We start from the raw sequence: 15,362 nt of genomic DNA on the forward strand, positions 1-15,362 counted from the left end.
TCGTGAGCGATACTCTTTCTCGTCTAGACCAGCTTCGGGCCACCTGGCAGGCCCGGTTGCCGCTGTCGTCCGACGATCTCAGGCGGCTGCGCGAGCACTGGGAAATCGTTCACACCTACAACTCGAACGCGATCGAAGGGAATACGCTTACCCTCGGCGAGACCAAGGCGATCCTGATCGACGGGATCACCATCAGCGGCAAGCCGCTTCGGGAAATCCTCGAAGCCACCAATCACAAGTCGGCGATGGGGCTTCTCTACCGGCTGGCCGAGTCAAAGACGCCGCTGACGGAACCGGAAATCCTGGACCTTCACCGGCTGATCCTGAACGCGATCCGGCCCGACGACGCCGGGCGCTACCGCACAGATACGGTTCGGGTCGGTGGTTCCCGTCATGTATTTCCGAACCCGGCCAAGGTCCCGGACCTGATGGCGGAGTTTGTTGCCGGGATTGCGAAGGAAACTGGCCATCCGGTGAAAATCGCCGCCCGCGCCCACTTCCGGTTTGTCGCCATTCACCCGTTCGCCGACGGCAACGGACGTACAGCCCGTCTGCTGATGAACCTGCTGCTCATGAGGTCGGGCTATCCGCCTGCGTTCCTGCCGGTCGAACGGCGGGGCGAGTATTACGACCTGCTCGAAGAGTCTCATACAAAGGGGACGGGCCGCTTCGAATCATTCATCGCCGAATGCGTGGCGGAGTCTCTTGAAGATACGCTTGAGGGGTTGGGCGGAGTGGATGCGGCTCCGGCGGCTCCTGCCGCCGCTCCGGCAACAAAGACCAGACCGGCGGGCACGGCCGGGCGCTCGTCCCGGTGGAACGAGGAAGACCTCTCGGAGGGACCGGCCGTGGCCTTGCTGGAAAAGCTGGGCTGGACATTCATCGAGAGCGAACGCCTGAATTCCGACCGGGATACGAACCGGGACGCGATTCTGGCCAGACGGCTGGAGAAGGCGCTCCGGAGGCTGAACCCGTGGCTGTCGGACGACAATCTCCACCGGGCCGTCCGCTCGGTCACGCATATCCCCGCCACGGGCCTGATCGAGGCGAACGAGCGGGTTCACCGGACCCTCGTGCATACGCTGTCGCTGGAACAGGACCTGAACGACGGACGCGGGAAGATCGGCCGCGACGTCCATTTCATCGACTTCGCCAATTCGCGGAATAACGAGTTCGTCGTCACCCGGCAGTTCGATGTCCAGGGGGCCAATCAGCGGCGGATCTTCGATGCCGTCTGCTTCGTGAACGGTCTCCCGCTGGCGATCATCGAGTGCAAGTCGCCCACGCTCGGCGAAAAGTGGTTCGAGGAGGCGATGAAATCCCTGAACCTCTATCAGGAGGCGAAGGACGAATACGCCGGTCAGGGCGTCCCGAAGGCGTTCGAAGCGACACAGGTGGTCGCCGCGCTTGCGGGCTCGTCCGGGGCAAAACTCGCCACCGTGCTGACTCCGGACCGGCATTATGCCGAGTGGCGGGAGCCGTTCCCACTATCGCGGGAGGCCGTCGCTGGTCTCGTCGGCCGCGAGGTGACGCCACAGGATCTTCTGATCGCGAGCGCCCTTTCGCCGGAAAGCCTGCTCGACCTCGTTTCGAACTTCGTCGTTTTTGAACCCGAAGGGGCGAGGCGCGTCAAGAAACTCGCCAAGTACCAGCAGTTCATCGCCGTGAACCGGGCGCTAGACCGCATCAGAACCGCTCCTGACCCGGCGGCCCGTGGCGGCATAGTCTGGCACACCCAGGGCTCGGGCAAATCGCTCACGATGCTCTGGCTGGCGGTGAAACTGCGCCGGCTGGCGGCTCTGGAGAACCCGTCCATTGTGATCGTCACGGACCGTACGGATCTCGACACCCAGATCAGCGAGACCTTTGAGCGGTGCGGCTTCCCGAATCCCCAGCAGGCGAAAAGCGTCCGGCATCTGGCCGAACTACTCGGGGCCGGATCGGGCCTCACGATCACGACAACGATCCAGAAGTTTCAGGGCGTGTCCGGCGGCAAGCAGACGGCCCTGAACGAGGCGTCGAACCTGTTTGTCCTTGTCGATGAGGCGCACCGGACCCAGTACAAATCGCTCGCGGCCCGCATGCGTCAGGCCCTTCCGAATGCCTGCTTCCTGGGTTTTACCGGAACGCCGATCGACAAGAACGACCGTTCCACCCCGAAGGTTTTCGGCCCCTACATCCATACCTATCCGATCCAGCAGGCGGTGGAAGACGGCGCGACGGTTCCCATTTATTACGAAGGCCGTCTGACCGAGCTTCACGTCGAAGGCTCGTCGCTCGATGCGGTATTTGGCCGGGTGTTCGCGGACAAGTCGGATGATGAAAAGGCGGCCATCCGCAAGAAGTTCGTCACCTACGAGGCGGTCGCCGGGGCTCCGAGCCGGATCACGCGAATCTGCACGGACCTCGTCGACCATTTCGAGAAGTTCATCCGGCCGAACGGATTCAAGGCGCAGGTTGTCGCCTGCACGCGGGACGCCGCCGTCACCTACCTTGAAACGCTGGAACGGCTGGGAGCACCCGAGTGCGCGCTCATCATGTCCGGCACCCATACGGATGAGGACCGGCTCGCACGGCATCACAAGTCCAGGGAACAGCAGAAGGAGCTGATCGCCCGGTTTATCAACAAGGACGATCCGCTTTCAATTTTAGTCGTCTGCGACATGCTGCTGACCGGCTTCGATGCGCCGGTCGAACAGGTGATGTATCTGGACAGCCCCCTCAAAGAGCACAATCTTCTCCAGGCAATCGCCCGCGTGAACCGCACGGCCGAAGGCAAGACTTACGGTCTTGTGGTGGACTACTGGGGCATCTCCGATGAACTCCAGGACGCGCTGGCCGTTTTCGATCCCAAAGACATTCAGGGCGCGCTGGTGGAGATTTCCAGCGAGCTGCCGAGGCTGGAGAACCGGCACCGGCAGGTCATGGACCTGTTCAGGAAGGTGGACCGCAAAGACCCGGAAGCCTGTCTCCGGATTCTGGAGCCTGAAGACCGGCGGGCCGAGTTCGAAGCGAAGTTCCGCAAGTTCGCCCAGAGCATGGACATGGTTCTGCCCGATCCCGCCGCCCTGAAGTTCCAGAAAGACCTGACCTGGCTTGGCAAACTCCGCGTCATGGCCCGTGCGCGGTTCCGCGATGATAGCCTCGATCTCTCCGGCTGCGGCGCAAAGGTCAAAAAACTCATTGAGGAATACGTACGAGCTGACGAGGTTGTCCAACTCACGGAGCCGGTTTCGATCTTCTCGAAGCGGTTCGATGAAGAAGTGGACAAGCTCAAGTCTCCGGAGGCGAAAGCCAGCGAGATGGAACACGCCGTCAAGCACGAGATCAGTGTCAAGATCTCCGAAGACCCCGTGTTCTACCAGAAACTCTCGGAACGTCTGGAGGAGATTATCCGTGACCGCAGGGAGCATCGTATCCAGGCGGCAGAGGCGATCAAGCGGCTGCAACTGGTCCTCGACGAACTCCGTGGCCGTCATCAGCAAGCGAACTCTTTGGGCCTAAGTGATGAGGAACTAGCGTTTTTCAACGCGATCCAGGCGCCGGGGAGTTCCAATACGCTCAAGGAGGAACCCGCTCCATATGGGAATGCTCACTCTCCCCAAGAGCAGGAACGGGCGAAACTCGCCGCGGAAGTTTTCGCCATGCTTAAAGAACTCGCCGTCATTGACTGGGTCCGCAAAGAGGATGTCCAGAGGGAAATGCGCCGTCAGGTCAAGCGGCGACTCCGCTTCGCTGGGTTCGGCGATGATGAGACAGAAAAACTGACCACCTCGCTGATGGATCTCGCCAGAGCACGGCTCGCGAAGTGATCCATGGTACTTCGTTCCTTCCAGTTCGGTAACACCCGAATCAGCTACCGGACGATCCGCTCCAGCCGGCGGACCACAATAGGCATTGCTGTAAAACCAGACGGGAAAGTTGTGGCTTCGGTGCCACAGGGCATAACGGTTTCCAAAGTGGACCGGGCCATTCGGTCCAAAGCCCGTTGGATCTACCAGAAGCAGCTTGAGGCGCGGGAGTTACAGTCCCAGCAGCCTTCCGGCAGGGAATTCGTTGACGGCGAGACGTTCAAATATCTGGGCCGGGGGTACCGGTTGCGGATTTCAGTGGGTCACCAGTCCGAGGTTCGTCTGATGAATGGCCGCTTAAGAGTCATCGTGGCAAACAAGCCCGCGAGTGGGCGCAAGCCTGAGCTGGTCCGTTCCGCCCTGATAGAATGGTATCGACAGCATGCGATCCAGCGTCTCGCCGAACGAATGGATTACTGGTCCAGAAGGATGGGGATATCACGTCCCAGAATGTTGCTGGGAGACCAGAATCGCCGCTGGGGGAGTTGTAGCGCGAAAGGCGAAGTCCGGATCAACTGGCGGATTATTCAGGCCCCCATGAGGATCGTAGACTATGTGATTGTCCACGAACTGGTCCATCTGATCCATCCGGATCACTCAAGGGCATACTGGAAAGCGCTTCATCGTGTCTTGCCGGATGCGCCTCAACGAAAATCCCGCCTGTATCTCATCGGCCCCGAGCTGATGTGGTGAGCGGGATTTCCGGAATGAGGACTGCTTCAGTCGTCTTCGAGCATGCCGAACTCGTCCATCTCTTTCATCCATGAATACAATGACCGGCGCACCGGCAGGCAGGCATCTTTCCGGACCACAAAATCGGCAATGTCCATGTAGCGAATCCGTGGCAGCTTTGCCGCGGGAATACCCGCGTTGTCCCGGCAGTTTCCGGTCAGTTCCACTTCATGAATTGCCAGGGTGATGCTGCCGGTGAATGCCGGCGGCGACATCACCAGAAGTGATTTTTCCGACACCGGTAATCCTGTCTGCCTGAGAAAACTGGATTCAATTTCCTCCGGTACATCTTCGAAGGCCATCGTCACCCCTCCGGGCAGATCCCAGACCGCTCCGGTCTTCACGACGAGAATCTGACAGTCGTCGGTCATGAGTAGACCGCGAGCATGGATTTCTGGGGGCTTCCCCGTTATAGGATTTCGGGCGGTTGGTGGGTTCATGACAGATCAACGAACGCCATAAACCGTCAGATTCGCGACCCACGCTTCGCCGGCCGAACCCATGCCCTGTGTCAAACCCCCAAGGAACTGCATCCAGCCCCCCGCGAACTGGCCGTACGGAGACGGCGGGACGAACATGGAGGGACCGTCACCGGGCCAGCGGTCACGTCTTCCGGAAAAAACCTCGGAACTAGGCCCCATGCATACATTGACCCAGGTGTTCGTGGGCCAGCTCCAATGCGGTCCGAAAGCATCCAAGTAGTTCGCCCCCGGCGAACCGGTGGTCTGAAACCAGTCGATTCCAACCCGCGGCAATACGCCTGAACTCGAAGGTACCCAGACGGATGCACAAATCATCACCGGAGTGCCCCGCTGGAGTGCCGGCTTTGCCTCCGCGACGGCGACGCCGACGTCCGTTCCGGTGACGACCGTCAGCTTCACGGCGCCAATCGTCGTATCCAAGGATTTTGAGCAGACGTTGTATCTCGGCACGAAATTCACCGGATCATCGACGGTTTCGCAGTAAAATTTCGTAAAACCGTCGCGTTTGGCGCACCACGACGAGACCACTGACGTTCCTGCCGGGGGATTGGGAAAACTGTTGCAATCAGGCGCGGCCGGAGGGGTTGAGGGGACCGTTACCGTAATATTTATGAATGCAGGTGCGGCGGAATCCACGGCGTTCGAGCAGTCGAGCCGGTAGGTCGTCGAGACCAGCGGTGTGACAACCGTATTACCACCGATGGGAGTAACGGAGCCGATACCGGTAATTGTGCAATTCGTCGCGTTGTTGACGGTCCACGTCAGCGTCACCGGCTGGCCGGAAATCACCGACACCGGATTCGCCGCAAACAGTACGATCTCAACCTGCGGGACGGGCGGCGGCGGGGCGGGCGTCACGGTGACGGTCACGCTCCGTGTGGCCGGGCTGCCCGCCCCGTTGCAGTTCAGCGCATAGATCGTCGGTGCGGTGGGCGTGACGGTTTTGCTCCCGCTCGGGATGGTGACGCTGCCGACGCCGTTATCGATGCTGCAAGCGGTGGCGTTCGTCACGCCGGACCACGCGAGCGTTGCCGTGCTGCCCGCCGTGATCGTCGCCGGCGAGGCCGTGAAAGTGCCGATACCGACTGGCGGCGGCGGGGCGGGCGTCACATTGATGGTGATGCTCTGGCTTGCGCTGTAACTGTCGTTCCGGCAGGTGACGAGGTGGGTGCTTCGAAGGAATACGGGGGAAATCGGGTACGACCAAACCGGTTCGTACTCAACCTCGTGATTGTCCAGCGTGCAGTAATCGGCATTCATCGCAGACCAGTACAGCGTAACGGTTCCACCTTCAGGGACCGGATTGGGTGAAGCATATGCATAATTAAATGTAACCGGCTCTGGCGCGGGCGGATCCGGCCGACGTTCAACAGTGACTTCCGCCTGGGTGCTTCCGGCGACGTTCGAACAGGCGAGTAGGTAGGTGACGGGAGGGTAAATCTGCACAACGATACTGTCCGACTCCGGACCGACTTCGGTACCGTTCAGCACGCAGCTATGTGCGTGCTCTACATTCCATGTGATGGTGGTCGCCTCTCCGGGTGAGACCTTATCGGGGGTTGCGGTGAGGCTGCCGATTACGGGGGGCTTTTCCTGTACACAGCCGGGCTGGAGTACCCAAAAGAGCATCAGCATGGCGGTTCTGGCGGCGGATTTCATATCAAATCTCCTCGGATGGGGCGAAGCCTTCACCGAATAGCTATCTAGCCGGCGGCATACGCACAGCCTCTCGATCAGGTAGACGGATACCGGGCGGCCATTTTTTCACCCACGGACAAGAAAAGTGATTCCCTATGGCGGAATATTCAGATAATTCCCTCGTTCTTCTTCATGACGGAAGGAGAAGTGCCATGAACGGCGATGAAACGAACGATCCGATAATTTATACCGCGGAAATCCGGCCGAACGGTTCCGTCTGGTCGATCCGCTTTCCATTCGGACGAATCGAACTGGCAACAGGCTACGGCCGGATTCAGGCGATGGAGATGGCCGAAGTGCTGCTCAGAATATCGATCGAACGCGGATGGGGGGCACCCGGATCAACTTCCGAGGCCGCATGAACAAGTAGCGGTAGTATCCTGAAAGTCTTGCTTTTCCCCTGAGGCCGGGATGACGGGTAAGGGTTAATAAGAAACGGACACGTTCGGTTCAGTCGATGCCGTAATATGCGAGCGTGAAAAGGCCCAACTGGTTCTTTCGCTTTTGGTTCTCAGTTAAATTATCGTCATCTTTCACGGTTCGAAGTGCCGTAATCGCAGCCTGTTGAAAAACACTGCTTGGTAAAAATGCGCCTGATGAGACTGACTGTTCCATAAATATCTGGACAAACGTACGAATCAGGTTTGTCTGTAGCGGTGCGAGACCGGCAATAACACCTCTGGCTCCCTGGGCCAGGAATGCATCGGCCACAGTCTCCTTGTGCAGATGGTCGGTTTGCCGGCGGTAGGCAGCTGAACATGCGAACAAGGCCACGGTAGTACCGTTAAAGGAGATGCCTGATGATTCGATATCCGTGCGACGAAGGCGTAATCCGCCCGGCAATGCGAGGCTGGAACGGGCCGGATCCGCTTCATCGAAACCGTGAGTAATAATCGTGGCCAACTGGCTTCTGGAGATTGCCTGCAATACGTCTTGAACGGAGGAGATGTCCCAAGAATTACCTGGTGGTGAAGAGTATACCATTATCGCACGATACAGCTCTGGCTCAAAAAGATTATAATTCCCGGATTTCGCGCTTAAGGTCGTTCTGTTGGTATCAGTAGCGAAGAACGGAGAGACCATGGCAGGGGTGATTACAGAAGACTGGAAGTTTTTGATGAAAGGTTCATTCTTCGATCCACAAGGAAGCCACTGTATGGGTAAATCCATCAGCTCGGCATCCACACTAAGGTATATATGCTTGGGTTTATGCTGATTTAGACAGGAGAGTAAACTGTTAGGGAAAAGCTTCTGTCCGATGATCAGCAATTTCCTATATAGCAAGTCCACTATTTTTTCATTGGGTTGTTCATCCTTGGTACAAAGATGAATGAGATTTGGCAACGCCTGATCGGGATGGACAAGCTGTCTAAGAAAATCCCTTACAATATTGTCCTTTTGAATACATTCTCGGATTTTGGCGAAATCAGATTTTCTCGCGTTATCTAGTTTTATGATATCTGTTTTACAGTTATCGTTTCCATTGTTTCTGGTTAACAAACAGAATGAAGTATTGTTTTCATTGATAAAGTAATGAACGGCAATGGATCCAGGATTTTTATTTACAAGATCGTATATCCTTTGACCGCCCCAAAGCTTGAAATATAATTCCGAAAGCTGATCACCTGCGGAGACGGTCGAAGCTCCATTTAAAACAGACTCTACATAGCCAGCAAATACCGGTTTTTCATTCAACGATATATTGAGTAATCTTGTCCTCTTATTGGGTATCCACTGCATCTGCTTCTGAACAAGACCCGTATACAGCTTGCACAAGCCAGATGGAGTACCTCTTCCAGACTTTTTAATCAGCATACGGGTCACTTTCAAAATCTCACTCGAATGAAACAAACTATTACTGTCGGAAATTTTCTGCATTTTCGTGACTAAATCATTGATCGCGTCCGTCTTGATGGACCGGACACTCTTTAGCTTTAATTTGATAGCCTGTAAATGCGAATTGTATAGTTGAAATGTTTTTGAAGGATTGTCATCCGATGGAATATATAATAGATTTTCCCAATTATGTCTTTTTAGTTCCTTTACTTCAGTATGGTTATTGTTTTGATCAAGGATCCCAAAGTTTGCGCTCTCACCGAGGCCATGCCATGTCGTTCGGTCGCCGTACACATGTTTCAAATAGGCAATAAAGTAATTCGCCCGTTGTCGTGTCTGCCCATCGTTAATCCAGTTCGACAGCATGAACTGGTAATGAAGCAGTTCAACGAGTGCATTGACATCAAGATTCCTGGACACCAGTTCGAGCTGCCGGTCGATAACTTCAGATGCAAGGCTGAATTTCATGGAGTGAAGCAGACGTGTCAATACGTAGCGTACATTTTTTGCTGAGAAAGGTTCGCTTGAGTTTTGGGCGGTAGCTTTAGCGGTTGATGGGTCAGTGCATGACAATATCGAATTAATATCCGAGGACACTTGACATTCCAGAGGTGCTGCTTGATGCGACAAAAGAATGGGTGAAGGATTCGCCAGTTGGGTATCGATCTGATCAGCTTCAGCGGATAAGACCTGCTTTTGAGGCTGATCGAGGCTTGCGCGGTTACTTGCTAATTTGAGAATGGAGGCGCGATTATTCCAGTCTCCATACAAGTAATATTCCCCAACCTTAAGATATTCCATAGTATTATTCGCAAATGGCGGATGTTTTCCTGCACTGATAACAGGATTCAGACTGGACCATAGCGATTGGATCGCAGTATCCATGTGACTGAGTTTAAGAACAGATATGATTAAAACCGGATATTCTTCTTTTAATATGATAAGTTTGGAATGGATTCCTGATGGAGTGGTATTTGCGGGACCGGACAATGCGCAGTGGAGTAACTCTTTTAGTCCGTCATCGTCAATTATCATCTCAGTGTCTGTACGAAGGTGGAGAACTTGGTGGGTCAGCCAGTATGAATAATGGCGCACACTCCGCTGGGAAGAAATTGTGCCTGGAAACTGAATGCTACCGAGAATCTTTTTCACCGTGTTCGCGATGCCTTTGACCTTGGCAATCGTGTTTTCATGTTGCTCTGGCTGAACCTCCAGTACGGAAGAGGCGAGAAACATGATCGCCATTCCCAGCCCGGCGCGGTCGAGTGCATTGAGATGGGAAAATCTGTGAAATCCGGCGACTAAATCGCCAAATGCATTTACCTTTTCAACGTCGGTGTAATCTTCGATTGAGTTTAAAGAATCTGATAGCGGATCTGGGCTGGTGTTATTATTAACTATGTGGTCGACGATCGTCATTGTTTGTAGACCAGGAGTAACTAAATTCAGGTGGCGATTGTTATCAGGCCCCGTTGGTGTCTTCTGCTTTTTGAAGACGGAACAGCCATTTAATATTCCGACGCATTTTAGAAGTTGGTTTGTCTTGAAAAATAACTGAAGTCGTGGACTCATCTCCGGGAACGATTAAGACTTCATTTAGTGTTGCGTTGCTCCAAACTGGCTTCGCCAAAAGACTAAAACCTTTAGGAGGGAGAGAATTGACGATCCTGAATCTGACTGCCATATTATCCTTTTCAGACTTTTCAAATACCTCTAATTTGAGAGTGGTATTGGGGTTGAAACGTAATATTATAACTCCCTCCCTGACCCCTCTAGGTCTTTTGTGAATAGCCCTATCCTCCCCCATCTGAATTTGGGCTTCATGGCGTATGGAGGGGGGAAATAAATTAGGATGCACATAGGTGCACTCTTTGAAAGCTGACGGTTCGGCGAGATCGTCTTGCGGGTCGTCTTCTTCTGCGTCCGCCATATCCGGATTGGTAGCCGCCTCCATTATTTCCTGTATCGCTTTCCGGATCCGGTTGTCGATCTCGATGGATCCGGGGACATCCAGAGGAAGCAGTCGTGCGAGGCTTTGGTTTACTCGGGTTGTTTCGGCTGCACCCCCCAGAATGCAATTTTCCTGCAAGTCGACGTATTCAACCAGGGCGCGGGAAACCTGGGCGTAATCTTCCGGGGTGACTTCACCGATTACCGATACGCCGGAGTTCCCGGTGAGTGCGCGATGCGGTACCGTGACGGTCAGATTGACCTTGGCATGGAAGTCTTCGTGGATTGCCGGATACAGGGGAGCGATGGCCGCAGGGTTCCCCGTTACCAGCGGGACGATCTGCGGGGGAGGGTGTTGGGTATCAACCGGCATGCCGTAGTCCGCGCCCGTGATCAGGAAGCAGCAGCTGCCGGATTCCGCTGGACTGTCTCCGCCGCAAACAATGACGGAACCGTGCGCAAGCCCGCCAGCGGTTTCATCCGTAGTAGTCATTGCCTTCTCCAGACGAGTGAGCATATTTTTTGCGTTGAACTTATCGAGTAATTGGTTCTCTTCAGCTTTTGAATATCCGGTACTCATTTGGTACATTCTCCTTGGGACTTTTCAATTTCGTCTAAATAACGATGAAGGCCCCCTCTAAGGCTAAGGGCGGCCTGTCTCTTGCGTTTTCCATCTTCGTCGCCAACGAATTGGGCGCTGATGTTTTTAAGCTTCTCGATCAGGTTATCCTTGCGGCGCGAGATGGTCGCCTCGCTAACGCCACCCAGATCGCATTTGAGTAACCGGTAGGTCAGTTCTTTCCGGTAGATTCCGTAAAGCAGCTTTTGGTCAAACTCGTCCAACTGTTCCCTCAAGAGGTCATAAATCTTATCTGCATCCGGGTCCGATTCCTCGCCGGAAATCGCCGGACCGGTATTTCCAATATCATCGGTAAGGGGATCTGTCGCAACCGGTATGGCGTGTTTTTCTTGATCACGTTTCTCAGCCCGGAGAATATCGCTCATCCTCCATTTAAATAGGACCCAGATTTTTGAATTAACTATATCCCCTATGAATATGTTCGCGTTTTCAAGCGTCTGGCGCGTAGCTGTTATGCGTTGATTCTGATATACGGATAAAATGACTTGGCTGAAATCATCTTCAATCTTTTCCCGGCTTTTATACGTAGTTCCATAGAAGCGTATGAACGCCCGGTAAAGATCTTTGAGCCTGGTCTCATCCATCATACTGTACGCGCCCCGATTCGTTGATGCTCAACATACCGGTAGCGGCTCTTCATCAATCTTGCCAAAACGGTGGGACTTAGCCGGCCCAAATAGGTCCATTCATCAATATGAGGTGGGGGGAACGGGAGCCCAAAGCATTCCAGATCGGCAATCAGAAACAAAGGTACATTAGGAAGTGCAGGCTGACGATCCTCAATATCGGTATCGGAACTGATTCCGAGAATGGCGGTGTCGTGAGGCCGACTGTCATATGTTTTCCTATAGTCACACTCTGCGCTGTCCCTATTTGTGTAGAACCATAAAATGCGGTTTGAGATACCGCTTGATAGAACGGCCCCTAGACCATTGCGACGCCATGCACCTGCCGCCAGGTATTGAACACCGACAGCGGCCTGAGTCTCTGTGGCTAACGATATGTTGCCCATATTGGGTGGCACATGGCCGGTCGGTGCTACCGGAGTTTCTTTCGACGCCAAAGCCCTACGGATCTTTTCGATTAAGTCTTTCAAGGCGTCCTCCCTTAATGGATTTGGGAAAAGTTTACTGGTTATGTTGATCGTCGTCTAGACTATGCACCGCCGCTGGCTTCGCTAACCTCCAGAAAAGATCGTCTGTTACGTATTGAAGTCTGGGAGACTCGTCCGGGCGTCGGCCGGAGGAAGAGTCCCCATCTCTTGCCTAGGATAACGAAGCGTTACGCCTGATTTTGCACGTTACACAGGATATTTTTTAATGCCTAGATTTCTTTAGTGATTCCAGCTGGTTACTGTGCTTTTGTTTTTTTGATGTGAAACTGGAAATCTGGCGGAATCGGGCCGTTTACCTTTTCGAGAGGTAAACATCGCATGTCCACCCCCTACCGCTTCGCGAATCTCGACTACGGCAATTTCACCGGCGCCCTCAATGGCGAGCAGGTGTTTCCCGTCACGATAAACGGTTTCCGCCGAATCTGGTCGTCTTCGGACGGCTTTGCCGGGAATGCCCGGCTGATGCTGGTGCCAGCCGAGAGTTCGTCGGTGGTGGCCACCACCTTCGGGGTGTCCGATCCAGAACTGCTGGATGGCCTGAAGGCGATCGAGGAATATTCTGGTGGCGTTCAGCGGGCCATCCGCTCGGAAGCGGTCGTGCAGTGGCGGGATACACCGCTCCCGGAGGCATTCAAGGAAGTTCTTGCATATCGTTATTGGAGCCCGGCGGCTGCAAGCCGAGTGATCCGGAATCAGCCGATATACTGGAGCCAGGCGGCGGCAATCCTGATCGCCTGCCATCGGGCCGGTGGGCTCAACTTCGTCGACGACTTCATCCGGAGCACCGGCGGCTGGGGTTCTACCTGGCTAGATGACCGGCAGGCACCGGCCGGCCCCTGGGATCTTTCGGATGCAACGCGTCTGGAACTGATCGTTGCGCGGGAGAAGCTGCTCGCGCTGTTCCAGCCCAAATTGCGAATCGCTCCCGGCGTAACCTATCAGCATCTGAACGGGAGCGGCTGCTGATTCAGAAGCTTATCCCTTAGCCGGAATAAGCATGGAAAGTATTATCCTTATTATCCGCCAATGAATCGCACTAACTCAGAACTGACCGAAGCATTCCTCCATTTCCGGCGGGCCTATTTCCCCCGCCGGTTGAATGACTGGCGGGCCGTCGATCTTCCATTGGGTATCGGCGGCTACGCGGATTTCCTGGCGAAGGAGATCGCAGTCGATGTGGAGGCGCATCGGAAGCGGAAGATTCCGGCCGGATATACGCTGTTTCACGAAATGTGTCACGCCGCCGCCGGGCCGAACGACAATATGGATGCCGATGGCCACGGCACACCATTCCTGCGAGAAGTTGACCGTCTTCTTGCCGCAGGCGCGCCGTGGCGGATTTCATTCGGCGAAGTGGTCTGGGCGAATCGCCTGGTCGTTGAGCGGCTCCGTTTCCGGCATGTCCGCACGGCGCTGCTTCCTCTCTTTGTCAAACCTCCTTCACCTTGGATGACCCCAAGCCGTGAGGCCAGAACGCTGGCGCTCAAGCGATGGTTCAGGCAGCACCCCACGGTGACGCTTGGGAAAATCGTCGAAGAGTTCGGAGTGCAGATCGGCATTGTCGACCTCGACGGGCGAAAGATCCGTTCCGAGGCGTGGCTGTATGAGAAAGCCAGGGAGCTCTGGGGTGATGAGTGAAATCGCACCGCGGTGGATATTGGCGATTGGCAGCCTGGCCGCAAAAGGTGTCGGCTGCCCGCAAGCTGTGCCGGTAAGGCTCGTCAACTGGCGCCGGGGTTTCTATGCCCGTGTCAGCGATCACCATGCGACCGGATTGGGCGCCGTCCCGGCGCCGGGGGCGTCACTCAACGGCGTATTGTTGCCGATCGGGGTTGTCGGCGAGACTATCAAAGATATCGATGAGCGCGAGGCGGTATCGGACCTTTCCCGCCGCGATCTCAATTCGGTCGATCTCCATCCCTATTCCGGCTTTCAGGTCCCTCGACTCAGACCGGGTGAAACAGTCGCGATCTACACCCCGAACAATATCCTGCGGCCGGCACCAGAATATCCAGTCCTTCGGAGTTACATCGATGTCTGCTTCGACGCCTTCAAGGCATTCGGGAGTGAAAAGGGGGTTGGCGGCAAACTGTTTGCCGAAGATTTCCTACGGACCACCGACCCCGAAAGCTGGAAGCCGATTGCCGATGACCGGGCCAGGCCGCTTTACCCGCGCTACGTACTGCTGGACCCGGAAACGCCCAATTACGTCGATGAGCTATTACGGCGGCTAGGATTGCCGGGCCGCCGAAACCCACCCGACTAAGCTATTTTCCCCTGAACCCATGGATTGGATGACAATGTTACGCCGTTGCTTGACGCTCTCGCCAAAATCCCCGACAGGCCCGGTCCCGCTGGGCTTGAGCAGGCGCTTGATGAGGCGGGGTCCTGGTATTGGCTTCCGCAGTTCCGAATGTTCGAACTGGGTAAAACGCCAACGCGAGAACATGAGAAATCCGTGAAGATGCGGTTCAGCTATGCCCCGGAGCCGTTTAAGAGGTCAAAATAGGAGACCGGCACGGAGTCCTCGGGGTTCAGTTTTAAGATCCGTGCGACTTCCTCGAACTCCGCAACGGTGTCAGCGCGATCCTGTCCGGAAATGACGGTTTCAATCTCGACGAAGGTGCCGAGCCCCTCGACGTCATCGAGGTGAATGCGGGTATTACGGAATAGGAACAGATGGCGTGTTTTCCTGACCGAACCCTTCGTGCCCAAGGCCTGTTCCAGGATTGCCTTGAGGCCTTCCAGCGCCGTTGAGTGGTAGACGAAATATTCGCTTTCCCGGCCGCCCGGGACGTCCGACCGTCGATAACTAATCAGTTCACCGCGCCCGTCACCAAATTCACGTAGCTTCAGGCGGGCATGCTCTGCCTGAAAGAACGTGTCGCACTGATGCAGCAGGCCCATATCTCGGGCACCCAGCTTACGAGTCTTTCGTTCAATGGCCGCTATGTCACCGTACCGGAACTTCGCTTCGATATTTTTCACTGTCGCCTCGTTCGCGCCATCTTCGAACAATGGCAATTGGCCTTGCAATTTATTGTGGAACTGGTCCGAAA

The 15,362-nt window shown here is 55.2% G+C and carries 13 protein-coding genes; 6 read left to right on the top strand and 7 right to left on the bottom strand.

What is annotated here, in order from left to right:
- The first annotated feature begins 2 nt into the window (after positions 1 to 2).
- Together KIT79_10025 and KIT79_10030 are read left to right on the top strand one after the other, a co-directional pair.
- The gene (locus tag KIT79_10025; GenBank protein ID MCW5829638.1) at positions 3 to 3,812 is read left to right on the top strand and encodes an HsdR family type I site-specific deoxyribonuclease; all 3,810 of its coding nucleotides are present in this window, start codon (positions 3 to 5) and stop codon (positions 3,810 to 3,812) included.
- Positions 3,813 to 3,815: 3 nt separating this feature from the next.
- Positions 3,816 to 4,544 (top strand): M48 family metallopeptidase, encoded by a 729-nt coding sequence (locus KIT79_10030; protein MCW5829639.1) that lies wholly within the window; start codon positions 3,816 to 3,818, stop codon positions 4,542 to 4,544.
- Between the two features lie 26 nt (positions 4,545 to 4,570).
- On the opposite strand, the gene KIT79_10035 is transcribed toward KIT79_10030, so the two are convergent.
- Both KIT79_10035 and KIT79_10040 read right to left on the bottom strand, forming a co-directional pair.
- Positions 4,571 to 4,954 carry a hypothetical protein gene (locus tag KIT79_10035; GenBank protein MCW5829640.1) on the bottom strand — a complete coding sequence of 128 codons (384 nt, stop codon included), beginning with the start codon at positions 4,952 to 4,954 and terminating at the stop codon, positions 4,571 to 4,573.
- 75 nt (positions 4,955 to 5,029) lie between these two features.
- Positions 5,030 to 6,724 carry a hypothetical protein gene (locus KIT79_10040; GenBank protein MCW5829641.1) on the bottom strand — a complete coding sequence of 565 codons (1,695 nt, stop codon included), beginning with the start codon at positions 6,722 to 6,724 and terminating at the stop codon, positions 5,030 to 5,032.
- Positions 6,725 to 6,915: 191 nt separating this feature from the next.
- Here KIT79_10040 and KIT79_10045 point away from each other — a divergent pair, with 191 nt between their 5' ends.
- Positions 6,916 to 7,125: a hypothetical protein gene (locus KIT79_10045; GenBank protein ID MCW5829642.1), complete on the top strand. Its 210-nt coding sequence runs from the start codon at positions 6,916 to 6,918 to the stop codon at positions 7,123 to 7,125.
- An 88-nt stretch (positions 7,126 to 7,213) separates the two neighbouring features.
- On the opposite strand, the gene KIT79_10050 is transcribed toward KIT79_10045, so the two are convergent.
- From KIT79_10050 to KIT79_10065, 4 genes are read right to left on the bottom strand one after another with little or no spacing between them, the layout of a single operon-like run.
- On the bottom strand, positions 7,214 to 10,018 hold the full coding sequence (locus KIT79_10050; protein MCW5829643.1) for a CHAT domain-containing protein: 2,805 nt from the start codon (positions 10,016 to 10,018) through the stop codon (positions 7,214 to 7,216).
- A gap of 43 nt (positions 10,019 to 10,061) precedes the next feature.
- Positions 10,062 to 11,129, bottom strand: coding sequence for a hypothetical protein (locus tag KIT79_10055; protein MCW5829644.1), 1,068 nt, complete (start codon positions 11,127 to 11,129; stop codon positions 10,062 to 10,064).
- On the bottom strand, positions 11,126 to 11,776 hold the full coding sequence (locus KIT79_10060) for a hypothetical protein (protein MCW5829645.1): 651 nt from the start codon (positions 11,774 to 11,776) through the stop codon (positions 11,126 to 11,128). Before KIT79_10060 ends, KIT79_10055 begins: the two co-directional genes overlap by 4 nt.
- Positions 11,773 to 12,285 carry a hypothetical protein gene (locus tag KIT79_10065; GenBank protein ID MCW5829646.1) on the bottom strand — a complete coding sequence of 171 codons (513 nt, stop codon included), beginning with the start codon at positions 12,283 to 12,285 and terminating at the stop codon, positions 11,773 to 11,775. Before KIT79_10065 ends, KIT79_10060 begins: the two co-directional genes overlap by 4 nt.
- A gap of 336 nt (positions 12,286 to 12,621) precedes the next feature.
- Here KIT79_10065 and KIT79_10070 point away from each other — a divergent pair, with 336 nt between their 5' ends.
- From KIT79_10070 to KIT79_10080, 3 genes are read left to right on the top strand one after another with little or no spacing between them, the layout of a single operon-like run.
- A complete protein-coding gene (locus KIT79_10070; protein MCW5829647.1) occupies positions 12,622 to 13,269 on the top strand; it encodes a hypothetical protein in 648 nt (215 codons plus the stop codon).
- Between the two features lie 60 nt (positions 13,270 to 13,329).
- Complete coding sequence (locus tag KIT79_10075; GenBank protein MCW5829648.1) at positions 13,330 to 13,941, top strand: hypothetical protein; 612 nt, start codon at positions 13,330 to 13,332, stop codon at positions 13,939 to 13,941.
- Complete coding sequence (locus KIT79_10080; protein MCW5829649.1) at positions 13,934 to 14,569, top strand: hypothetical protein; 636 nt, start codon at positions 13,934 to 13,936, stop codon at positions 14,567 to 14,569. Before KIT79_10075 ends, KIT79_10080 begins: the two co-directional genes overlap by 8 nt.
- A gap of 209 nt (positions 14,570 to 14,778) precedes the next feature.
- Here KIT79_10080 and KIT79_10085 read toward each other — a convergent pair whose 3' ends face one another.
- Positions 14,779 to 15,327: a class IV adenylate cyclase gene (locus KIT79_10085; protein ID MCW5829650.1), complete on the bottom strand. Its 549-nt coding sequence runs from the start codon at positions 15,325 to 15,327 to the stop codon at positions 14,779 to 14,781.
- Positions 15,328 to 15,362 lie beyond the last annotated feature (35 nt).

Source organism: Deltaproteobacteria bacterium (genome assembly GCA_026129095.1).
Taxonomy (GTDB): domain Bacteria; phylum JAGRBM01; class JAGRBM01; order JAGRBM01; family JAHCIT01; genus JAHCIT01.